The following is a 21,972-nucleotide window of genomic DNA, read 5'->3' on the forward strand; positions in this document are numbered from 1 at the left end:
ATATGTCCTGTATCAAGTTCATTTGACACCGGCGCCGCCCCTGCGTATCGTGGAACCCGGATGAAAGTTGAGCCATCAGGACTCAACGTCCGCAGATTTCTTCAGATCCGTTTCGGGAAAGGAAACACACATGGCACGTGCAGTGGGTATCGACCTCGGTACGACGAACTCGGTCGTCTCCGTCCTCGAGGGTGGCGAGCCCAAGGTCATCACCAACGCCGAGGGCTTCCGCACCACCCCGTCGGTGGTCGCGTTCACCAAGGACGGCGAGGTGCTCGTCGGCGAGACCGCCAAGCGCCAGGCCGTCACCAACGTCGACCGCACCATCTCGTCGGTCAAGCGCCACATGGGCACCGACTGGACATTCGACGTGGACGGCAAGAAGTGGACGCCGCAGGAGATCTCCGCGCGCATCCTCCAGAAGCTCAAGCGCGATGCCGAGTCGTACCTCGGTGACACCGTGACCGACGCCGTCATCACGGTGCCGGCGTACTTCAACGACGCCGAGCGTCAGGCCACGAAGGAAGCCGGGGAGATCGCCGGCCTCAACGTGCTGCGCATCATCAACGAGCCCACCGCGGCGGCCCTGGCCTACGGCCTCGACAAGGGCAAGGAGGACGAGCTCATCCTCGTCTTCGACCTCGGTGGTGGCACGTTCGACGTCTCTCTGCTCGAAGTGGGCAAGGACGACGACTTCTCCACCATCCAGGTGCGCGCCACCGCCGGTGACAACCGCCTCGGCGGTGACGACTGGGACCAGCGCCTCGTCGACTACCTGATCAAGCAGTTCAAGGAGACCACCGGCGTCGACGTCTCGGGTGACAAGATCGCCCTGCAGCGCCTCAAGGAGGCCGCCGAGCAGGCCAAGAAGGAGCTCTCGTCCTCGACGAGCACCTCGATCAACCTGCCGTACCTGTCGCTCACCGACTCGGGCCCTGTGTCGCTGTCGGAGACGATCACGCGCGCGAAGTTCGAGGACCTCACGAAGGATCTGCTCGACCGCACGAAGAAGCCGTTCAACGACGTCGTCGCCGAGGCGGGCATCAAGGTCGCCGACATCGACCACGTGGTCCTCGTCGGCGGCTCGACCCGCATGCCGCAGGTCACCGAACTCGTCAAGCAGCTCACCGGCGGCAAGGAGCCCAACAAGGGCGTCAACCCCGATGAGGTCGTCGCCGTGGGTGCCGCCCTGCAGGCCGGTGTCCTCAAGGGCGAGCGCAAGGACGTGCTGCTGATCGACGTCACCCCCCTGAGCCTCGGTATCGAGACCAAGGGTGGCATCATGACGAAGCTCATCGAGCGCAACACCGCCATCCCGACCAAGCGCAGCGAGACGTTCACGACCGCCGACGACAACCAGCCGTCGGTCGCGATCCAGGTGTTCCAGGGTGAGCGTGAGTTCACGCGTGACAACAAGCCGCTCGGCACCTTCGAGCTGACCGGCATCGCGCCGGCTCCCCGGGGCATCCCGCAGGTCGAGGTCACGTTCGACATCGACGCGAACGGCATCGTGCACGTGTCCGCGAAGGACAAGGGCACCGGCAAGGAGCAGTCGATGACGATCACGGGCGGCTCGAGCCTCCCGAAGGAGGACATCGACCGCATGGTGCGCGAGGCTGAGGAGCACGCCGCGGAGGACAAGAAGCGTCGCGAGTCGGCAGAGGTGCGCAACCAGGCCGAGACGCTCTCGTACTCGATCGAGAAGCTCATCAAGGACAACGAGGACAAGCTGCCGGCCGAGGTCAAGGACTCCGTCCAGGCCGACGTCGACGCGCTGAAGTCCGCGCTGGCCGGTGAAGACGAGGATGCCGTGAAGACGGCCTTCGACAAGCTGAACGCGTCGCAGTCGCAGCTCGGCGAGGCCATCTACGCCGCGTCGCAGGCCGAGGGCCAGAGCGCCGACCCGTCGGCGACCGACCCCGGTGCCGGCGAGGTGCCGAACCCCGAAGAAGACGTCATCGACGCCGAGGTCGTCGACGACGAGGACGAGAAGAAGTAAGAAAGCGGATCATGACCAAGGACTTCGAGAACGAGGTCCCCGGTGACGAGGGGTCGGATGCCACGGCATCCGGCCCCGACTCGCAGGAGGACTCCCTGACGGTCGACGACATCCTGGGCGCCGAGCAGACCGACGACGCTGCCATCGCCGAGGCATCCGATGAGGACAAGGATCTGCTGCTGGACCTCAAGCGGGTGCAGGCGGAGTACGCCAACTACCGCCGGCGCACCGAGGAGCAGCGCGAGGTGGAGATCGCCCGCGCCACGGGGTCGGTCGCGAAGGGGCTGCTGCCCGTGCTCGACGACCTCGACCGCGCCGAGAAGCACGGCGATCTCGCCGATGGGTCGCCCCTCGCGGCTATCGCCGAGAAGCTCCGCGCCGTCGTGTCGCGGCTCGGTGTCGAGACCTACGGCACCGCCGGTGAGGCGTTCGACCCGCAGCAGCACGAGGCGATCTTCCACGCGCCCAACCCGGGTGGCGTGGCTGACGGCACGATCCTCGACGTCGTCGAGGTCGGCTACCGCCTCGGCGACATCGAGTTGCGACCGGCGAAGGTCGTCGTGGCCGGCTCGGCCGAGTAAGGGGAGCGATGGCCAGTCAGGACTGGTTCGACAAGGACTTCTACAAGGTGCTGGGGGTGTCCAAGGACATCTCCGACGCCGATCTGAAGAAGGCGTATCGCAAGCTGGCGCGCAAGTACCACCCCGATTCCAACCAGGGTGATGCGGCCGCCGAGGCGAAGTTCAAGGAGATCAGCGAGGCGTACTCGGTGCTCTCCGACAAGGATCAGCGCGAGGAGTACGACCAGATCCGGGCGATGGGGTCGGGCAGCGCCCGCTTCCAGGCGCCCGGTTCGGGCGGCGCGGGCGGGTTCGAAGACGTCTTCAGTCGGTTCGGCCAGTCGCGCGGCGGGTCGTACCAGCAGGCCGACTTCGACGACCTGTTCTCGATGTTCGGGCAGCAGGGCGGCGGGTTCGGCTCGGGCCGGTTCGGCCAGTCGACCGGCGGGTTCCGCGGCTACGGCGGTCCGCAGCGCGGCGCGGATGTCACCGCGCGCACGACGCTGGACTTCCAGACCGCGGTCAAGGGCGAGACGATCAGCCTCGCCGGCGAAGACGGCAAGCCGTTCAAGGTGAAGATCCCGGCGGGCGTGTCGGACGGGCAGAAGATCCGTCTGCGCGGCCGTGGGCGGCCCTCTCCCGACGGCGGCGAGCCCGGCGACATCGTCGTGCAGGTGACGGTGCGGCCGCACCCCGTGTTCACCCGAGATGGGCTGAACCTGCGGGTGACGGTGCCGGTCACCTTCACCGAGGCAGCGCTCGGCGCCACCATCGAGGTGCCGACGCTCGGCGGTGACCCGGTCAAGCTGCGGGTCGCTCCGGGCACACCCTCGGGGCGCGTGCTCCGGGTGAAGGGGCGCGGCGTGCAGTCGTCGAAGGGCACCGGCGACCTGCTCGCCGAGGTGCAGGTCGCCGTGCCGGCACACCTGGATGACAAGGCGAAGGAAGCTCTCGAGCGCTTCCACGAAGTGGAGCCGAAGGAGAACCCGCGCGCCGAGCTCATGGCGAAGGCCCGGGAGTAGCCGTGGCGACCGACGTGACCCCCGACGAGGAGGAGCCGATCTTCGCGATCGCCGTGGCCGCCGAGCTCGCGGGCATGCACCCGCAGACGCTGCGGCAGTACGACCGACTCGGCCTCGTCACGCCGGGGCGCACGCAGGGCGGCTCGCGCCGCTACTCGCTGCGCCACGTGAAGCAGCTGCGCGAGGTGGCGGCGCTCTCGGCCGAGGGCATGAGCCTGCCCGCCATCTCGCGACTCGTCGAGCTCGAGAACACCGTGCGCTCGCTCCGGCGTCAGGTCTCCGAGCTCGAGGGACGGCTGCGGCGCGAGGTCGACCTCCGTTCGCGGGTGTTCGCGGCGGGGCCGACCGGCTCGGTCGTCCCGCTCCGCCACGGCACGCGCGTGCGCGGGGCGACCGAGGTCGTCGTGTGGCGCCCGGACGGCGCGGAAGAACAGGTCGGATGACCCTCGCCGCCGCCACGACGCCCCGGATCGTGGTGCTCGGCAGCGCCAACGTCGACCTCGTCGTGCGGCAGCCGCGCCGCGCGGAGCCCGGCGAGACGGTGTTCGGCACGTCGTTCCAGACCGGCCCCGGCGGCAAAGGGCTCAACCAGGCGGTCGCGGCGGCCCGTGCCGGCGGCGGCGTCGCGTTTATCTGCGCGGTCGGCGACGACGCGTTCGGCGCGCAGCTGCGCGCGACGCTCGAGGCGGAGCGCATCGACACGCGCGCCCTGCGCACGACCGCCGCACCCACCGGCATCGCCCAGATCACCGTGACCGACGACGGCGAGAACTCCATCACGGTGGTCGCCGGCGCGAACGGGCTCGCCGACCTGCGCGACGACGAACGAACCCTCATCGCCGAGGCATCCCATCTGGTCGTGCAGCTCGAACGCCCCGAGCCGCTCCTCATCGAGGCGCTGCGGCACGCCCGCGCGCACGGCGTGACGACCGTGCTCACGCCGGCGCCGGCCCGCGCGCCGCTGACCGAGCTGATCGGCCTCGCCGACGTGCTCGTGCCGAACGCCGGCGAAGCCGCGCTGCTCGCCGGCGTCCCGGATGTCGAGGCGGCGGCGGTCTCGCTGAGCCGCGCCGCGCACACCGTGGTCGTCACCCGCGGAGCCGACGGCGCCGTCGTCGCCCAGGAGGGCGAGATCGTCAGCCGCGTTCCGGCCCGGCGGGCGACCCCGATCGACACGACGGGCGCCGGCGACACATTCACCGGCGTGCTCGTCGCGGGGCTCTCGCAGGGCGCACCGCTCGGCGAGGCGCTCGCCGCCGCGGCGGCCGCCGCGTCGATCACCGTCACCCGACCGGGGGCCGCCGACTCGATGCCCACCCGCGCCGAGATCGACGCCGCCCTGGCCTGACCCGCGCCCTGTCGTCGCGCACGCCGGGCCGCTGCTTTGTGTGCATGGAGACCCTGCCCGCGCACCGTGACCGCAGCGCTCTGAGCGTGGATGCCTCGAGCCAGCGCTCCCTCGAATCGCTCGCCCTCGGCGCCGGCACGGTGGCGTCCATCGCGAGCGCGTTCGTCGCCCTCCTCGTCTTCCAGCTGCGGAGCGTCCCGATCTCGGGGCCGGGATCGCTCGGCCAGTACGCCGCGATCGCCGGCGCGGTCGTCGCCTTCGTGGCGTTCGTCGCCGGCCACTACGTCGTGCGCACGCCCGGCCGGCCGATGACGGCGCTCGACATCCTCGACGTGCTGCTCGCCACGATGCTCGCGGTGTTCCTCGTCGAGGGTGTCGTCGCGAGCATGCTGACCGCGAGCGACCCGCACTGGTGGAAGATGAACCTCTCCGCCCTGGGCATGACCGACGACATCTCCGCCCTGGCGTTCAACCTCACCCTCATCGTCGCGGGCTTCATCGTCACCACGCTGGCGCGCTACGCCACGGCATCCATCCCCCGCACCACTCCGCACGGCGTCTCGCGGGCGCGCACGTGCCTGATCATCGTCGGCGTCTTCCTCGCGCTCGTCGGCGTCTTCCCGGTCGACCCGTTCTTCGTGCTGCACACGAGCGTCGCGTCGGGCATGGTCGTCGCCTACGGCGTCCTCGTGATCCGTCTGCACGCCTGGATCCCCGGGATGCCGAAGGCGTTCATCGCGCTCGGCAGGCTGTTCCTGGCGATCGTGCTGGTGCTTGCGGTGCTCTTCGCGGTCGGGTTCTACACGCTCACCGCGGTCGAGCTCGTCGCGGGCATCCTCGCGCTGACGCCCGCGGGGGTTGACGTGCTCGCCGACGCCGAGGTGCGGGTCGACCGCGTGCGGGCCCGGATGCTGTCGGGCCTGTCGGGTGACGAGCAGGATGCCTTGGCGGCGGGCCTCGCCGCCTGCGCCACTGCGCTGTCGGACTGATCGATCGGCTCTCGCTTCACGGGGCGGCGGCGCGTCGGGAGTGGGGCGGAGTCGCAGATCAGGGGTCACTTCTATGGACCCGGGTGACGGGTCGCGCGGTCCGGAGCAGGGGCCATTCCAATGTCCGACCCCCTTCATACACTCGAAGATATGGACGAGTACTCGGGATCGATGGGCAGCGACGCAGACGTCGCCGCTTTGGCGTCGATCGTGGGTGAGGTCGAGGCGGCGGTGGTGTTGCTGACGGCGGCGCAGGTCGCCGAGGTGCGGGCGCTCGCGGCGGCGGGGCAACTCGCGGCACGGCAGGCGGCGGGGTCGCCGGCGGCTATGCGGGCGCACGATATGGCGTTGCGGTCGGTCGCGGCGGAGCTCGGCGGGGTGTTGCGGGTGACGGATCGGACCGTGCAGTCCCGGATCGATGAAGCTCGGGATCTGGTCGAGCATTACGCAGCGACTTTGGCGGCGTGGGAGTCGGGGCGGATCACGCGCGGCCATGTCCGGGTGATCACGGATGCCGGGTCGGTGCTGGTCGACGCGTCGCCCGAGCGGCGGGCGGAGTTCGAGGCTGCCGCTATTGTCCGGTGTGAGCGGGATACGCCGAATCGGGTGCGTTCGGAGGTGGAGATCCTCGCGGAACGGTTCGCGGAGCGGTCGTTCACCGACCGGCATCGGGATGCGGCGGCGGAGCGGCGGGTGCGGGTCGTGCCCGGGGTGGCGGGGATGTCGGATCTGATCGCAACGCTGCCGACGGTGATCGCCGATGGGATCCTCGACCGGCTCACCCAGCAGGCGCAGATCATCGTCGATGCGCGCGAGCCCGGGAACGCGGGTAGCGCGTTCGGCGCACGTGGCGCGGGTGACGCGTCTGATGCGAGCGGCGCGAGTAGTGCGGGTGGCGCGAGCGGTGCGTTCGGCGAGAGCCGTATGGGCGATGCCGAGCCTGATCGGCGTCGGATCGATCAGGTCCGCGCCGACGTGTTCTCCGATCTGCTGCTTGCCGGGGCGCCCGCACTCGATCCCACCGCGTCGGGTGACGGGGAGGGGGCGCTGGGTGCGATTCGCGCGCAGGTGCAGGTCATCGTCCCCGCTCTCACTCTTCTCGGTGTCGATGATGGTCCGGCGGATCTGGTCGGTCGTTCCCCGATCGATGCGGAGACGGCGCGTTGCCTCGCGGGGGACACGCATTCGTGGGCTCGGGTGCTCACCGACCCGGTAGAGGGGACGGTGCTCGCGGTGGACCGGTATCGGACGCCGTGGCCGCAACGCCGGTTCCTCCGGGCGCGGGATCAGCATTGCCGGTTCCCCGGATGCCGGCGTGCGGCGATCCGGTGCGAGATCGACCACACCATCGACGCCGCCAAGGGCGGACCCACCGCGCTGTGGAACCTCGCTCACTTGTGTCAGCGGCATCATTCGATGAAGCAGTTCACCCGCTGGAAGGTGAGACAACTCCCCGGCGGGGTCCTCGAATGGACTTCACCCACCGGACGGATCTACCGCGAAGACGCCCCCGCACCACCCGTGGCATTCGCCCCCGTCATCGTGCCCGACAGTGGGCCGCCACCCTTCTGACGCGTCACTTCGGCCGGCGCCCCCGCGCGTCGGAACCGACGTAGGGATCAGGCGTCGGAGCCCGGCCGGCGCCCCGGCTCAGGCCGGGTCGAGGCGCAGCACGTCGCCGCCGCCGGCGAGCGGAACATCGTCGACGAGGCGGAGCGACCGCGCGAGGTCATCGAGCGCGGCGTCGGCCGTGCCGAAGCTCTCACGATCACCGCCGATCGCCGTCAGGGTGACGAACGCCGTGCCGGTGTCCCACGTATAGGTGACCGTGGGCGGCGGAGGCGGGGCATCCGCGCGAGTGCGCTGCGGGAACGGCACGGCGAGCTTCTCGCCGGCGCCGAGATACGCGGAGCGGAAGTCTTCGGTGTCGTCGTACTCCATCGGCATCATCGCGCGGGCCGTGCGCAGCTGCGGTGTCGCCTGCTGCACCTGCGCGAGCGCGACGACCCGCTCCGGGTCGCCCTTCCACACCCACACGAGCACGCGGCCGTCGGCTTTGCGCAGCAGGGCGGGCGCCGCCTGGCTCATCGCCCACGCGGCGAAGCCGCCGCCCGGCCGCGCCGCCGCGCCCATCGCGGCACTCGCCTGCGTCAGCAGCATCCCGATCGCGCGCTTGCGATGACGTCGGCCGCGCAGCCCGAACGAGCCGGTGACGGGCACCCAGATCGCGGGATCGGCGTCGGCCTGCAGTCGCATCATCACTCCAGGGTAGGCGGCGCCACCGTGCGGTGCGCCGAGCCGAGGTGAACGAGGGGGCTGGAGAGAAACTGAGCGGAGTCTGACATCGAAGGTGGTGTTCGCCTCGACAGAAATGAACACACATGATCTCGTTGTCCGCGGCGTAGCGCTCAGCAGCCCTGCGGAGGCTCTCGGGTAGACTCGCTGAGGGCTCCGCGGTGCTTCGCAGCCCGCCGCCGCCGCACAGATTGGCCCCGCACTCCGTGACCGAATCCGCGACACCCCCCGCAGACCCCGCGGGGGAGTCCGTGCCCGCACGTCCGCTGACGGTCGTGATCGCCGCCGACACCTTCGCGCCCGACGTCAACGGCGCCGCCCGCTTCGCGGAGCGCCTCGCCGCGGGCCTCGCCGGCCGCGGCCACGACGTGCACATCGTCACCCCGAGCGTCGGGCACCGCAACCACGGCGTGTTCACCGAGCACATCGAGGGCCAGGACCTCACCGTGCACCGGCTGCCCGGCGTGCGCTGGCCCCCGCACGACTGGCTGCGCTTCGTGTGGCCCTGGCGCAGCAAGCACTACGCGCGCAAGGTGCTCGACGCCGTCCAGCCCGACGTCGTGCACAGTCAGTCGCACATCGTGATCGGGCGCGGTCTCACCCGCATCGCGCATCAACGAGGCATCCCCGTGGTCGCCACCAACCACGTGATGGCCGAGAACATCATCGACTTCACGACCCTGCCGCCCGTGCTCGACAAGATCGTCGTCAAGCTCGCGTGGGACGACGCCAAGCGCACCTTCGACATGTCGCGCGCCGTGACGACGCCCACCCGCAAGGCGGCCGAGTTCCTCGAGCAGACGATCGACATCGAGGGCGTCATCCCGATCAGCTGCGGCATCGACAAGCGCAACTACACGCCCGACCTCACCCCGCGCGAGCACCACCGAGTGCTGTTCGTCGGCCGGCTCACCACCGAGAAGCACGTCGAGGTCACCCTCGGCGCCGTCGCGAAGCTCGCCCCCGAACTCCCGAACATCACGTTCGACATCGTCGGAGGCGGCGACCAGCGCCGCAACCTCGAGCAGACCGCGCAGCGCCTCGGCGTCCAAGACCGGGTCACCTTCCACGGTCGGGTGGAAGAGGCGGAGCTGCGGGCCTCGTATGGCCGGGCGGATGTCTTCGCCATCGCCTCGATCGCCGAGCTGCAGTCGATCGCGACGATGGAGGCGATGGCCTCGGGCCTTCCCGTGGTCGCGGCGAACGCCGTGGCGCTGCCGCACCTCGTGCACGACGGCGAGAACGGCTACCTTTTCGAGCCGGGGAACGTCGACGACCTCGCCGACAAGCTTCGCCGCGTGCTGACGGCGAGCCCCGAGGAGTACCTGCGCATGCAGCAGGCATCCCTCGACGGCGTCGAGATCCATGACATCGAGAACACGCTCGACACGTTCGAGAAGCTCTACCGCGGCGAACCGCTCGGAGCCTGACACCGTGCGGCTGCTGTTCGACGCGCGATACATCCGCACCGACTTCCACGACGGCATCAGCCGCTACTCGGCCGAGCTCGCCCGCGCCGTGTTCGCCGCCGCGCCCGCACGGGGGGTCGACGTCGTCTTCCTCATCCACGACGAGGCGCAGCGCGCGCTCCTGCCCGCGGGGGCGCGCACCCTGCTCGTGCACGCGCCCACCTCGGCGCTCGAACCGTTCGCCGCGCTGCGGCTGAACCGCTACCGCCCCGACGCGGTGTTCTCGCCCATGCAGACGATCGGCTCGCTCGGCCGTCGCTTCGGGCTCATCCTGACCCTGCACGACACGATCTACTACCGGCACCGCACGCCCCCGCGCGACCTGCCCTGGTACGTGCGCGTCGGCTGGCGCCTGTTCCACCTCTCCTACGTGCCACAGCGCCTGACCCTCAACGCCGCCGACGTCGTCGCCACCGTGAGCGAGACGAGCGCCGCCGAGTTCGCCCGCGTGAACCTCACGAAGCGCCCCGTCGTGGTCGTGCCCAACGCGCCGCAGCGGCTCGCCGAGCTCCTCCCCGAGGGGGCCGAGGTCGTGCCGGGCGCGCAGAACCTCGTCTACATGGGCTCGTTCATGCCCTACAAGAACGTCGAGACGCTCCTCGGCGCCGCGGCCCTCCTGCCGGGGCGCACGCTGCACCTGCTGTCGCGCATCTCACCCGCCCGCCGCGCCGAGCTCGAGGCGCTGATCGACCCCGCCGGCGCGCGCGTCGTCTTCCACGGCGGGGTGACGGATGCCGAGTACGCGGCCCTCCTCGCCGACCACGGCGTCCTGGTCTCCGCCTCGCTCGACGAGGGCTACGGCCTGCCCGTCGCCGAAGCGCTCGAACTCGGCGTCCCCGCCGTCGTCACCGACATGCCGATCTTCCGCGAGGTTGCCGGCGACGGTGCGCTGTACGCACCCGGGATGGATGCCGAGGCGTTCGCCCGAGGCATCCGCGCCCTCGACGACCCCGCTCGCCGCGCCGAGGTGATCGCCGCGGGCACTGCCCACATCGCGCGCTTCGACTGGGGCCGGTCGGCGGACGTGCTGCTCGACGCGCTCGCCGGGATCTGAGCGGTCCGGCGGTCGCGGTCTCCCACACGCGCGCTTTCTCGAAGCAGGCGCGCGGCGCCCGGCGCCCGGGGAGTCCGCGTCAGAGGTACGAGGTGAGGGCGTAGAGGAGCCCGGTGAGCGCGCTCGCGATGAGGGCGACTCCGACGCCGATGCCGATGCCCGCCGGCAGCGGGGCGTCGCGGCGCGAGAGCAGGCCGCAGACGAGTGCGGCGACGCCGAGCACCAGCCCCACGATCCCGAGGGCGGCGCTGATCATCGTGTAGACGGCGTAGCCGCCGCTGGCGACCACGGTGCGCAGCACGAAGGGCTGGAAGAGGTTGCCGACGAGCGGGAGCGCCCCGAGGATCACCGCGGTGAGGGCAAGCCCGCGTCGCGAGCCGTTCGCTGCGGATGCCTGCGGCGCGGGCGACCAGCCCGCCGGTGCGGACGGATTCGGCGCGTACGGATTCGGCGCGTACTGCGGCGGGGTGTAGTAGGCCGGTGGTGCGGCGGCGGCCGTAGGCGGAGTGTCGGGCGTCGAAGCGGCGGACGGGTCGGGCGTCGACATGGCGGCCTCCTCTGGCACGGGCCTCCACTCTCGGTGTCACCACCGACCGAGCGAGGGGTGTCAGGGCAGGCGCGTGCGATCGGTCGGGGTGCGACGGTAGCCGTCGACGTGCACGGTGCGGAAGGTGGCGGCGATCGCGATCGCCGAGATCAGCGTGAGGAGAGTGAGAAGGATCATGGCAGGAACGCTACGCACGTATCCAAACCGCCACTAGTGGCAGAAAAGCCGCCCCTAGTAATATTCCTGCCATGAAGACTGTCGCGTGCGTCGTCCTGCCCGGGTTCGCTCCGTTCGAGTTCGGCGTCGCCTGCGAGGCGTTCGGACTCGACCGCTCCGACGACGGCATCCCGAACTTCGACTTCCGCGTCGTGACACCCACACCGGGCGTCGTGCCTTCGAAGATCGGCTTCTCGATCAACGTCGACGCCGATCTCTCCTTCGCCTACGAGGCCGACCTCGTCGTGATCTCGCCGATCCCGCACGAGTACTGGGACGACGTGGACGAGCGCGTGCGCGACCTCGTCCGGCACGCCGTCGCGCGGGATGCCTGGGTGCTGAGCGTCTGCAGCGGGTCGTTCGTCCTCGCGGCGGCGGGCGTTCTCGACGGTCGCCGCGCCACGACGCACTGGATGTACGCCGAGAAGATGGCAAGCCTCTACCCCGAGATCGACGTCGACCCGAACGTGCTGTACGTGCAGGACGGCCGCATCATCACGAGTGCGGGCACGGCCGCCGGTCTCGACGCGTGCCTGCATCTGCTGCGGCTCGAGCTGGGCGCCGAGATGACCAACGCGATCGCCCGGCGCATGGTGGTGCCGCCGCAGCGCGACGGCGGCCAGGCGCAGTTCATCGCCAAGCCGCTGCCCGAGTCCACCTCGATGTCGCTCACGCCGGTGACCGAGTGGATGCTGGAGAACCTCACCCTCGATCTGTCGGTCGACCAGCTCGCCGCTCGTGCCCACATGTCCCCGCGGACGTTCGCCCGCCGGTTCAAGGCCGATTACGGCACGACGCCGGCCGCGTGGCTGGGCCGCCAGCGCATCATCCACGCGCAGCGCCTGCTCGAGCAGACCGATCTGGGTCTCGACGCCGTCGCCTTCGAGAGCGGCTTCGGCTCGGCGGCGGTGCTGCGCCAGAACTTCACCCGGATGCTGGGGCTGAGCCCCACCGCCTACCGGGCACGCTTCACCTGCACGGCTGCGGCACCGGCGGAGCTGGAGGCGATCGCGTCCTGAGGGGGAGGCGTCAGGCCGGGCGGATCGTGCGCGCCAGCTCGTCGACGACCGGGTCGAGAGCCTCTGCGAGGGGCAGATCGGAGCTGGCCGTCAGGACGACGATGTCGCGCTCAGCGGTGCGCCACACCCAGTTGGTGGCCCGGACTATCCTGTCGGCCTCGGTGCGCACCCACCGGGTGGACTTCACGCCCGCACCGAGATGCTCCGAGTCGAACGGCACGACCTCGGCCTCGCGCACAGCGGGTTCCTGGTTCTCGTGTGTCAGATCGATCAGTGCGACGTCGTCGCGACGCGGCATGTCGTAGACGTCGACGATCGCGTGCGGTGCGGTGATGTTCGGCAGATGCACGAAGGACGGTCGCGAGCTGGTTCGCGAGGTTTCGGAGGTTCTCCGTATTGACGACGAGATCGGCCACGTCGTCACTCTAGGTGAGCCCCGGGACGGTCGCGATGGGGAGGACTGCCCATCGCCGCGAGGCTTGCCGCCGGTGCCACACTCTGATAAAGTTGAGTCCAGATGGCTCAAGTTTGAGCCTCGCAGATTTCTCGCCAGTTTCAAGGAGACACGATGAACGCACAACCCCAGCCCGGGCAAGAGGAGCAGCAGAGCGCCCTCGAGCAGTTCGGCATCAATCTCACCGAGCGGGCCCGGCAGGGAAAGCTCGACCCGGTCATCGGTCGCGACAGCGAGATCCGCCGCGTCAGCCAGGTGCTCACCCGCCGCACGAAGAACAATCCCGTGCTCATCGGCGAGCCCGGTGTCGGCAAGACGGCGGTCGTCGAGGGCCTCGCCCAGCGCATCGTCGCGGGCGATGTCGCCGAGTCGCTCAAGGACAAGGAGCTCGTCTCGCTCGACATCTCCGCCCTGGTCGCGGGCGCAATGTACCGCGGCCAGTTCGAAGAGCGCCTGAAGAGCGTGCTCAAGGAGATCACCGAGTCCGACGGGCGGATCATCACCTTCATCGACGAGCTGCACGTGCTCATGGGCGCCGGCGGCGGCGAGGGGTCGGTCGCGGCATCCAACATGCTGAAGCCGATGCTCGCGCGCGGCGAGCTGCGCCTCATCGGCGCGACGACCCTCGACGAGTACCGCGAGTTCATCGAGAAGGATGCCGCGCTCGAGCGTCGGTTCCAGCCGGTATACGTCGGCGAGCCGTCGGTCGAAGACACGGTCGCGATCCTGCGCGGTCTCAAGGAGCGCTACGAGGCGCACCACAAGGTCGCGATCGCCGACGGAGCGCTGGTGGCCGCGGCATCCCTGTCGAACCGCTACATCCCGAGCCGGCAGCTGCCCGACAAGGCCATCGACCTCATCGACGAGGCCGCGTCGCGCCTGCGCATGGAGATCGACTCGGCCCCGCTCGAGATCGATGAGCTGCGCCGCCACGTAGACCGGCTGAAGCTCGAAGAGCTCGCCCTCAAGAAGGAGAAGGACCCGGCGTCCAAGGAGCGGCTCGCGACCCTGCGCGAGACGCTCAAGACCGAGCAGGCGCGCCTCGACGAGCTACAGGCGCGCTGGGAGCGCGAGCGGTCGTCGCTCAACGCCGTCGGCGAGCTGAAGACCCGTCTCGACCAGGCCCGCATCGAGGCCGAACGCGCCCAGCGCGAGGGCAACCTCGAGAAGGCGTCGCGCCTGTACTACGCCGAGATCCCCGCCCTCGAGCGCCAGGTCGCCCAGGCCGAGCACGCCGAGGCGGCGGACGGAGAGCGGATGGTCAACGATCAGGTCACCGATGAGGACATCGCCTCGGTGATCGCCGCGTGGACGGGCATCCCGGTCGGCAAGCTCCTGCAGGGCGAGAGCGAGAAGCTCGTGCACCTCGAGAGCGAGCTCGGCAAGCGGCTGATCGGGCAGAAGGATGCCGTGAAGGCGGTCTCCGACGCGGTCCGCCGCTCGCGGGCCGGCATCAGCGACCCGAACCGGCCGCTCGGCTCGTTCCTCTTCCTCGGCCCGACCGGCGTCGGCAAGACCGAGCTGGCGAAGGCGCTCGCCGAGTTCCTCTTCGACGACGAGCGCGCCATGGTCCGGATCGACATGTCGGAGTACGGCGAGAAGCACTCCGTCGCGCGCCTCGTCGGCGCCCCTCCCGGATACATCGGCTACGAGCAGGGCGGGCAGCTCACCGAGGCCGTGCGCCGGCGCCCCTACTCGGTGGTGCTCCTCGACGAGGTCGAGAAGGCCCACCCCGAGGTCTTCGACATCCTGCTGCAGGTGCTCGACGACGGGCGCCTCACCGACGGCCAGGGCCGCACCGTCGACTTCACCAATACGATCCTGATCCTGACGTCGAACCTCGGCTCGCCGATCCTCATCGACCCGACGCTCACGGTCGAGGAGAAGCGCGAACAGGTGATGGCGCTCGTGCGCACGGCGTTCCGCCCCGAGTTCCTCAACCGGCTCGACGACATCGTCATGTTCACCGCGCTCTCCGAGGACGACCTCGCGCAGATCGTCGAACTGTCGGTCGACGCCCTCCAGCGCCGTCTCAAGGACCGCCGGCTCACGCTCTCCGTCACCCCCGACGCCCGCGCGTGGCTCGCCGAACGCGGCTACGACCCGATCTTCGGGGCCCGGCCGCTGCGCCGCCTCATCCAGTCGGAGATCCAGGACCGCCTCGCCATGGCGCTCCTGTCCGGCGGCGTGCGCGACGGCGACATCGTGCGGGTCGACGTGGGCGCCGACGGCTCGGGCCTCGTGCTGACCTCGGCCGGTGCCGCGCCGGAGGAGCGGACGGATGCCTCGGCATCCGACCCCGCCGACGACGTCATCGAGGCGGAGCAGCTCGACGACTGATCGTCCACGGTCGCACCGAAAGCGCCGCCGCGCCACGTGCCCGGCGGCGCTTTCGGTGGGCACGGCGGCGCTTTCGCTGTGCCAGGACGGGCTAGGGTGGCGCCCATGACCGCCACCGCCGCGCTGTGGCGGGCGAGTCACCCTGGGCCGACGCTCGTGGTGTCGGCGCTCGCCCTGATCCTCGGGCTGTCGGTGGGGTTGGATGCCCCGCGCCTCGCTCTCCTGGTCGGCGCCGTCTTCGCCGGTCAGCTCTCCGTCGGCTGGTCGAACGACGCGATCGACGCGCGCCGCGACCTCGCCGTCGGCCGCGCCGACAAACCCGTGGCGCGCGGGGAGATCACGGCGCGCGCCGTGGCCCTCGCTGCCGGAGTCGCGCTCGTCGTGGCACTCGCGCTGTCGGCGCTGCTCGGGGCCGGGTTCCTCCTCGCGCACACCGTCGCCCTCGCTTCGGCGTGGGCGTACAACGCGTGGCTCAAGCGCACCGCGGCATCCGTGCTGCCGTTCGTGGTGAGCTTCGGGCTGTTCCCCTCGCTCGCGACGCTCGCCGAGCCGGTGTCGACTCTGGCGGCGGGCTGGGCAGGTATCGCGGGATCAGCGCTCGGGGTCGCCGTGCACTTCTCGAACGTGCTGCCCGACCTCGACGACGACGCGGCGACGGGGGTGCGCGGGCTGCCGCACCGGATCGGCGCCCGCGGCAGCTCCCTGATCGCCTTCGGGGCGCTGCTCGTCGGTGCGCTTGCGGTGCTCCTCGGGCCGGTGCTCGACGGGGCGGCGCTGCAGCCCGTCGCGGTGATCGGCACGATCGCGGTCGTCGTGATCGGGGCGTTCGGGTTGCGGGGAGTGGTCGGGGGCGGGCGTTCCGGCGGAGACGGGCCGGAGGAGGCGGCGGCGGGGGGCAGCGGTCGCGGCGCGGGGCGCGGGGTGTTCCGTCTCGTCATGCTCGCCGCGTTCGTGCTCGCCCTGCAGCTGGCCGCGACCGGGCTGCGGATCTGACCGCGCGCGCCGCGGGGTCGCCGGGTGGACTCAGCGCCGGAAGCGACGCGCGGCGGAATCGAAGCCCATCGCGTACGCGTGCGCCATCAGCCGCGCGGTCGGACCGGCCAGCGCGAGCCGCACGCCGAGGGCGGTCGCCGCGCCGTGCGGACGCCCGAGGGTCGTGTTCGCGGCGGCGAGGCGCCCGGAGAGGTCGGCGGCGCGGAGGCGCGCCCGCTCCCACGCGGCCAGCTCGGGCGGGGCGTCGCCGTTCCGGATCCACCGTGCGAGGAGTGGCGCGAGCGTGACGGCGTCGATGAGCCCGAGGTTCATCCCCTGCCCGCCGATCGGGCTCACCTCGTGCGCCGCATCGCCGATCGCGAGCACGCGCCCGACGCGCAGCGCCGTCAGCCGAGACCGTGCGACGCCGAACGTGGTTGCGTGCGAGACAGTGGATGCCTCGGCATCCGATCCGGTCCGCTCCGCCAACGCGGTGCGCAGCCGCGCCGTCGCCGCGTCCGCCTCGGCCGAGTCGCCCGCCCGCTCGAGCGCCCGGTCGCCCTTCGCCGCGCCGACCCACGCGACGTACCGGCGCCGCCCGCCGGGCAGCGGGAACGACTCGAGCACCCCGCGCGGATCGAGATGCACGACCGCGCGGTTGCCGTCGCCGCTCACGTCGGCGGTGTCGGTCATGAGGTAGCGATCCGGATAGGGCGTCCGCCGCACGCGGGTCTCGCCGCCGAGGGCGGGCAGCAACGCGCGCGAGCGCAGCCCGCCCGCGACGACGACGATGCGGGCGGCGAGCGACTCCCCGGCATCCAGCGTCACCTCGACCGCACCCGCTGCTCCGCCGCGCGATCGCACGGACGTCACGGCCGCGCCGCGCCGCGGCGGCGGTGCGCCCCACGCGGCGGCGGCTCCGGCGAGGGCGGCCTCGGTCGCCGACTGGGGGAGCGTCGCGACGAACGGATGCCGGGCGTGCAGCCGGTCGAACCGCACCTCGCCGAGGGTGCGGCCACGGCGACGTGCCTCGCCGACCCGCACCCGCAGCGCGTCGGCGAGGAGGCGATCGGTCGCCCCCGAGGCCTCCATCGCCGCGAGGGCCGTCGCGTGGATCCCGACGGCGCGTGACCCTCCGCCCGCCTCGGCGCGCTGCTCGATCACCGTCGCGGCGACGCCGAGCCGGGCGAGCTCGGCGGCCAGCAGCGTGCCCACGGGGCCCGCCCCGACGATCGCGACGTCGATCACGGCGCTGGTCACGATGCTCCCCGCGGCTCTGCGCTCGACGTCAGCAGCAGCCGGAACGGCGCGGGGCGCTCGACCCGCCAGCCCGCGTACGCCGGATCGGCGGCGAGGTGCCGCGTCAGCTCGCTCGGAGTCCAGCTGCGGCGGATCGATCGCAGCCCGTCGGTGCGGAGGAAGCTCCCCGGCGCGAGCGGCGTGATCGCAGCCGCGTAGGCCGCGAAAGCGGTGCGCGAGCGCGCGATGTCGGAGTGCAGCACAAGCCCGCGAGAGAGGGCCCGAGAGTCGCCGAGCACCGTGCGCAGCCCGTCGTCGCCCAGGTGGTGCAGCACGTGGTTCGAGATCACGACGTCGAACCGCCGGCCCTCGCCGATGAGCTCGGAGCTGTACGCCTGCCGGTACTCCGCCTCGCCGGTGCTCGCGGCCCGGGCCACCTCGAGCGCACGCTCGTCGGGGTCGATGCCGACGGCGACGACCTCGACGCCGTCGGCGCGGGCGAGGCGAGCGAGGCGGCGCAGCACGTCGCCCCCACCGCATCCGATGTCGAGCACGCTGAGCGAACCGTCGGCGCGGGCCGCCGTGCGCGTGAGCGGTCGGACATGCCGTCGGTACACGCTGCCCCAGCCCGAGATCAGCCGGTTCACGATCGCGAACCGCTCCAGCGTGCGCCGGAGGAGCGCCGGGTCGCAGGCGGGATCGTCCATCAGCTCGCGCAGGTGGGCGTCGCGCCGCGACAGCGAGCGGGCGGGGGCGTCGGTTGATCGGGGCTCCGTCATCGCCGTGCGTTCCGTCGCGCCGGTCAGCGGCGCGCGCTCAGCGCGGGCGCGGGTTCGGGCGTGGTGGTCCGGGTGGGCGCCGCCTCGGGGGTCGATGCGGGCGTCTCGGCCGGCGCGGGAGTCGCAGTCGGCGCGGCGGCGGACGCGGGCGCGGATGCGCGGGTGGATGCCTCCGTCGCGGCCGCGTCCGTGGCATCCGCGTCTGTCCGCCGGGCGCCGGTGTGCACCGACATCCGCGCCGACTCGACGGTGAGGCCGGGCGCGAACGCGACCGCGATGAGCGGGGCGCCGTCGGGCGTCGCCGGGTCGTCGAGCAGCCGCCGCAGGATGAACAGGATCGTCGCCGACGACATGTTGCCGTGGTCGCGGAGCACGCCGCGCGCGTGCGCCAGCGCGTCCGGCGCGAGCCCCAGCGCATCCTCGACCCGGTCGAGGATGCTGCGTCCGCCCGGGTGCACCGCCCAGAGAGTGTCCGGGGCGGGTACGTCCGGCGCCCCGGCGTCGCCCTCCGCTCGCGCGCCGTCGACCCCGGCGTCGATCCCGGCCGCAAGCACCGGGGCCAGGGCGGCGCGCACCTCGCGGCCGACGATGCGGGGCACCTCCGCGGTGAGGGTCATCTCGAACCCGTGGTCGCCGATCGTCCAGCCCATCGCCGTCTCGCCGTCGTCGGTGATGGCGGTGGCGAACGTGCCGAGCTCGATCCGCCGCCGCGGCGAGGCACCTGCCGCCGAGCCGGCCGCGGTGACGACGGCCGCCGCGGCGCCGTCGGCGAAGACCGCCGACGAGACGATCTGGTCGGGATCGCTCGACGCGCGCAGATGGATCGTGCACAGCTCCGCGCAGGCGACGAGCACGATCGCCGACGGGTCGGCGGCACAGATGCGCGCGGCCGAACGCAGCGCCGGGAGCGCCGCCGCACACCCGAGAAAGCCGAGGTGCTCCCGCGACACGGTGGTGCGGAGCCCCAGGTCGCGCACGAGCCGGAAGTCGGGCCCCGGGGCGAAGAACCCCGTGCACGAGGCGGTCACGACATGGGTGACGTCCGAGGCATCCACCCCGGCTCGCGCGAGCGCGTCACGTGCCGCCGCGGCGAACAGCCCGGGCGCCTCGCGCACGTAGACGTCGTTGCGGGCGCCGGTCGGCGGATGCAGGATGCGCCCGTCGGCGTCGACGAACACCGGCGATGCGGATGCCTCGGCGGACGTCCTCGACGCCAGTTCGGGCAGCACGGTGCGGCGCTCCGCGATCGCCGACTGGCCGAACGCCGCGGCGATGAGGCGCCGCGTCAGGCGGTCGGCGCCCGGCTGCCCCGCGAACAGATCGCGCACCGCCGCCTGGGCGAGGCGGGTGGGCGGCACGGCGGTGCCGATCCCGATGATCGAGGCGGCCGCGGCGGAAGCCTCGGCGCCTGCCGGCGGGACGGAGCGTGCAGCGGAACCGGTCATCTGCGCAGGCTAACGCCCCGCAGCCCGCGAGGGGAGGCGGGTTGTCAGGGGCGAGACGCTGTGCTGTGCCGTTCGCGCGCCCGGCGATCCGGTGCCGGTGATCCGGGCGGCCCGGGCGGCGGCTCACCGCCGCGCGTCAGGCGTCGACGACGAGCGACTCCTCGATCGGACGGCGGGTGCGCGGCGCCTGCTCGCGCTCGCGCAGCGTCTCGGGTGCGGCGTCGATGTCGCCGAGGGCGCCGACGGCCATGACGGTGACGGCCGCGAGGTCGTCGCCGAAGCCGAACGCCTCACCGATCTGGTCGCGGTGGAACCCGCCCATCTGGTGCCTGTACAGGCCCGACGCGTGCGCCTGCACGGTGAAGTGGGCGGCGGCCTGGCCGGTGTCGTACGCGGCCCACGGCAGCGGCTTGCCGTCGAGCGAGGCCGACGCGGCGAAGACGATCAGCGCCGCGGCATCCGCCGCCCAGACCTGGTTGAAGCCCATCAGCGCTTCGACGATCTGCGCGTGCTCGGCGGTGCCGCGGCGGGCCACGACGAAGCGCCACGGCTGGGTGTTGTTCGCCGACGGCGCCCAGCGGGCGGCCTCGAGGGCGCTGGCGAGCGCCGCCTCGTCGATCGGCGTCGCGGCGTCGAAGATGCGGGTGCTCCAGCGCTCGGCGAGCACATCGAGGATGGGGGCGGAGGTGACGGCGGGGCTCATGGCGACTCCTGGCGTGACGGGGGTGGCGGAGGGGACGTCGTCGGCCCGGATCATTCAAGGCTATAGAAGACCGATGTTTTCCCGCTGAAAGCCTTTCGTTTCACAGAATGACGGCGAGACTTCTCCTCCCGCCGCCCCGCCGCGTGCGACGCTCGCGGGCTAGCGTGGCGTCATGACCACCATCGCGACGGCCGACCTCTACGACGAACGCGGCGACGAGCTCGACTCCCTCGCCCTGCAGCTGCACGACATCGGCGGGCACGTCGCCTTCGACGGGCCGGTGCGTACGATCCGCTGCCACCGCGACAACGCGCTCGTGAAGGAGCTGCTCGCGACGCCGGGCGAGGGCGCCGTGCTCGTGATCGACGGCGGCGGCTCGCTCGAATCCGCCCTCGTCGGCGACCTCATCGCCGCCTCGGCCGTCGAGAACGGCTGGGCGGGCATCATCGTGCACGGCGCGATCCGCGACCGCGTCGCCATCGGCGAGCTCCCCCTCGGAGTGAAGGCGCTCGGCTCGAACCCGCGCAAGAGCGCGAAGGCAGGCGTCGGCGAGGTCGACGTCCCGGTCGAGATCGCGGGGGTCGTCTTCCGCCCCGGCGCCCACGTGTGGGCCGACGCGGACGGCATCCTCGTCGAGCGCTGACCGCCAGACTGAGCACAGCGCGCGGCGCAGCGCCGGATCGCGGAGCGGGAGTGGATGCCGCTGATCTTCCTGTGCGGGTTCGTCGCGATCGCGCTCTGGTCGCTTGTCGAGCACCGGTTCGAGCGTGACGGCGTCGCCGGGCCGGCGGCGCTCACCCTCGCGGGCGCCGTGCTCGTCTTCATCGACGTGGACGGCTTCGCCGAGGCGGCCGCGGGGGATGCGGCCGAGCATGTCGTCGAGCTCATCCTCGCCGTGCTCCTCTTCGTGGATGCCTGTGAGGTGCGCGGCGGCGTCTTCGGCGGCGAAGGCCGGGCCGTCGCGCGGCTCGTGCTCATCGCACTGCCGCTGTCGCTGCTCGCGGTCGTCCTCAGCGGGGTCTGGATGCTGCCGCAGCTGAACGTCTTCGTGCTCCTCGTGATCGCGTGCGTCGTCATGCCCACCGACTTCTCCCCCGCGGCGACGCTGCTGCGGTCGCCGTGGATCCCGCTCGCCTTCGGCACCGCGACGGTGTCGACGATCGCGGCCAACGGCTTCGTCGCGGCGTTCGTCGCCGGCATCCTGTACCGCCTCATGCGCACCCGCGGCACGGTGGAGCACACGATCCCGCACACCGAGGTGATGCTCGTCGAAGAGGTCGGCACCCTCGGCGCGACCGCACGGCGCTCGGATTCATCGGTCCACGCGGCACCGCGACGATCGTGTTCGGGCTGCTCGCCTTCGCAAAGCTGCCGGAGCCCGAGGCGTACGACGTGCTCGCCGTGATGGTGTTCACGGTCGTCGGCAGCATCGCGCTGCACGGGGTGCTCGCGCCCCAGATCGTGAGACGACGGATGCCGCGGACCGAATCGTCCGCGGCATCCACCGATCACCTCTGAGCCG

At 71.7% G+C, this 21,972-nt stretch carries 22 protein-coding genes; 15 read left to right on the top strand and 7 right to left on the bottom strand.

What is annotated here, in order from left to right:
- Window positions 1–130 precede the first annotated feature (130 nt).
- From dnaK to LOK55_RS02555, 7 genes are all read left to right on the top strand, one after another.
- Window positions 131–1,999 (top strand): molecular chaperone DnaK, encoded by a 1,869-nt coding sequence (gene dnaK, locus LOK55_RS02525; protein ID WP_229934100.1) that lies wholly within the window; start codon window positions 131–133, stop codon window positions 1,997–1,999.
- A gap of 8 nt (window positions 2,000–2,007) precedes the next feature.
- A complete protein-coding gene (locus LOK55_RS02530) occupies window positions 2,008–2,580 on the top strand; it encodes a nucleotide exchange factor GrpE (RefSeq protein ID WP_141380458.1) in 573 nt (190 codons plus the stop codon).
- An 8-nt stretch (window positions 2,581–2,588) separates the two neighbouring features.
- Window positions 2,589–3,581 carry a DnaJ C-terminal domain-containing protein gene (locus LOK55_RS02535; protein ID WP_196382834.1) on the top strand — a complete coding sequence of 331 codons (993 nt, stop codon included), beginning with the start codon at window positions 2,589–2,591 and terminating at the stop codon, window positions 3,579–3,581.
- Between the two features lie 2 nt (window positions 3,582–3,583).
- Window positions 3,584–4,024, top strand: coding sequence for a heat shock protein transcriptional repressor HspR (locus LOK55_RS02540; RefSeq protein ID WP_279073291.1), 441 nt, complete (start codon window positions 3,584–3,586; stop codon window positions 4,022–4,024).
- Window positions 4,021–4,929 (top strand): ribokinase, encoded by a 909-nt coding sequence (locus LOK55_RS02545; RefSeq protein ID WP_229934101.1) that lies wholly within the window; start codon window positions 4,021–4,023, stop codon window positions 4,927–4,929. Before LOK55_RS02540 ends, LOK55_RS02545 begins: the two co-directional genes overlap by 4 nt.
- Window positions 4,930–4,973: 44 nt before the next feature.
- Window positions 4,974–5,918, top strand: a complete 945-nt coding sequence (locus LOK55_RS02550; RefSeq protein ID WP_229934102.1) for a hypothetical protein — start codon at window positions 4,974–4,976, stop codon at window positions 5,916–5,918.
- 150 nt (window positions 5,919–6,068) lie between these two features.
- Window positions 6,069–7,490 carry an HNH endonuclease signature motif containing protein gene (locus LOK55_RS02555; RefSeq protein WP_229934103.1) on the top strand — a complete coding sequence of 474 codons (1,422 nt, stop codon included), beginning with the start codon at window positions 6,069–6,071 and terminating at the stop codon, window positions 7,488–7,490.
- A gap of 78 nt (window positions 7,491–7,568) precedes the next feature.
- Here LOK55_RS02555 and LOK55_RS02560 read toward each other — a convergent pair whose 3' ends face one another.
- Window positions 7,569–8,177 (bottom strand): hypothetical protein, encoded by a 609-nt coding sequence (locus tag LOK55_RS02560; protein WP_229934104.1) that lies wholly within the window; start codon window positions 8,175–8,177, stop codon window positions 7,569–7,571.
- Window positions 8,178–8,419: 242 nt separating this feature from the next.
- Between LOK55_RS02560 and LOK55_RS02565 the strand changes: the two genes are divergently transcribed.
- Both LOK55_RS02565 and LOK55_RS02570 read left to right on the top strand, forming a co-directional pair.
- Window positions 8,420–9,643, top strand: coding sequence for a glycosyltransferase (locus tag LOK55_RS02565; RefSeq protein WP_229934105.1), 1,224 nt, complete (start codon window positions 8,420–8,422; stop codon window positions 9,641–9,643).
- Between the two features lie 4 nt (window positions 9,644–9,647).
- Entirely contained in the window at window positions 9,648–10,736 is a 1,089-nt protein-coding gene (locus tag LOK55_RS02570; protein WP_229934106.1) for a glycosyltransferase family 1 protein, read from the top strand.
- Between the two features lie 79 nt (window positions 10,737–10,815).
- Here LOK55_RS02570 and LOK55_RS02575 read toward each other — a convergent pair whose 3' ends face one another.
- Complete coding sequence (locus tag LOK55_RS02575) at window positions 10,816–11,283, bottom strand: hypothetical protein (protein WP_196382839.1); 468 nt, start codon at window positions 11,281–11,283, stop codon at window positions 10,816–10,818.
- Window positions 11,284–11,531: 248 nt separating this feature from the next.
- Here LOK55_RS02575 and LOK55_RS02580 point away from each other — a divergent pair, with 248 nt between their 5' ends.
- Window positions 11,532–12,518, top strand: a complete 987-nt coding sequence (locus LOK55_RS02580) for a GlxA family transcriptional regulator (protein WP_229934107.1) — start codon at window positions 11,532–11,534, stop codon at window positions 12,516–12,518.
- A 10-nt stretch (window positions 12,519–12,528) separates the two neighbouring features.
- Here the strand turns inward: LOK55_RS02580 and LOK55_RS02585 are convergent, their stop codons facing one another.
- Window positions 12,529–12,867: a hypothetical protein gene (locus LOK55_RS02585; protein ID WP_229934108.1), complete on the bottom strand. Its 339-nt coding sequence runs from the start codon at window positions 12,865–12,867 to the stop codon at window positions 12,529–12,531.
- Window positions 12,868–13,086: 219 nt separating this feature from the next.
- Between LOK55_RS02585 and LOK55_RS02590 the strand changes: the two genes are divergently transcribed.
- Together LOK55_RS02590 and LOK55_RS02595 are read left to right on the top strand one after the other, a co-directional pair.
- Window positions 13,087–15,312: an ATP-dependent Clp protease ATP-binding subunit gene (locus LOK55_RS02590; protein ID WP_229934109.1), complete on the top strand. Its 2,226-nt coding sequence runs from the start codon at window positions 13,087–13,089 to the stop codon at window positions 15,310–15,312.
- A gap of 105 nt (window positions 15,313–15,417) precedes the next feature.
- Window positions 15,418–16,305, top strand: a complete 888-nt coding sequence (locus tag LOK55_RS02595) for a UbiA family prenyltransferase (protein ID WP_229934110.1) — start codon at window positions 15,418–15,420, stop codon at window positions 16,303–16,305.
- Between the two features lie 30 nt (window positions 16,306–16,335).
- Here LOK55_RS02595 and LOK55_RS02600 read toward each other — a convergent pair whose 3' ends face one another.
- From LOK55_RS02600 to LOK55_RS02615, 4 genes are all read right to left on the bottom strand, one after another.
- A complete protein-coding gene (locus tag LOK55_RS02600; protein WP_229934111.1) occupies window positions 16,336–17,544 on the bottom strand; it encodes an NAD(P)/FAD-dependent oxidoreductase in 1,209 nt (402 codons plus the stop codon).
- Complete coding sequence (locus LOK55_RS02605) at window positions 17,541–18,302, bottom strand: methyltransferase domain-containing protein (protein WP_229934112.1); 762 nt, start codon at window positions 18,300–18,302, stop codon at window positions 17,541–17,543. Before LOK55_RS02605 ends, LOK55_RS02600 begins: the two co-directional genes overlap by 4 nt.
- 23 nt (window positions 18,303–18,325) lie before the next feature.
- Window positions 18,326–19,747, bottom strand: a complete 1,422-nt coding sequence (locus LOK55_RS02610) for a type III polyketide synthase (protein WP_229934113.1) — start codon at window positions 19,745–19,747, stop codon at window positions 18,326–18,328.
- Between the two features lie 136 nt (window positions 19,748–19,883).
- Complete coding sequence (locus LOK55_RS02615; protein WP_229934114.1) at window positions 19,884–20,450, bottom strand: nitroreductase family protein; 567 nt, start codon at window positions 20,448–20,450, stop codon at window positions 19,884–19,886.
- A 172-nt stretch (window positions 20,451–20,622) separates the two neighbouring features.
- On the opposite strand from LOK55_RS02615, the gene rraA reads away from it, so the two are divergent.
- Genes rraA through LOK55_RS14005 form a run of 3 tightly spaced genes read left to right on the top strand, consistent with a single transcriptional unit; the run spans window position 20,623 to window position 21,968 of the window.
- On the top strand, window positions 20,623–21,093 hold the full coding sequence (gene rraA, locus LOK55_RS02620; RefSeq protein ID WP_196324026.1) for a ribonuclease E activity regulator RraA: 471 nt from the start codon (window positions 20,623–20,625) through the stop codon (window positions 21,091–21,093).
- A 54-nt stretch (window positions 21,094–21,147) separates the two neighbouring features.
- Entirely contained in the window at window positions 21,148–21,855 is a 708-nt protein-coding gene (locus LOK55_RS02625; RefSeq protein ID WP_229934115.1) for a hypothetical protein, read from the top strand.
- The gene (locus LOK55_RS14005) at window positions 21,843–21,968 is read left to right on the top strand and encodes a hypothetical protein (protein WP_268252209.1); all 126 of its coding nucleotides are present in this window, start codon (window positions 21,843–21,845) and stop codon (window positions 21,966–21,968) included. The genes LOK55_RS02625 and LOK55_RS14005 overlap by 13 nt, the downstream gene beginning before the upstream one ends.
- The last annotated feature ends 4 nt before the right edge of the window (window positions 21,969–21,972 follow it).

It is taken from the genome of Microbacterium sp. F2E (genome assembly GCF_020905435.1).
GTDB classification, from domain to species: Bacteria; Actinomycetota; Actinomycetes; order Actinomycetales; family Microbacteriaceae; genus Microbacterium; species Microbacterium lacticum.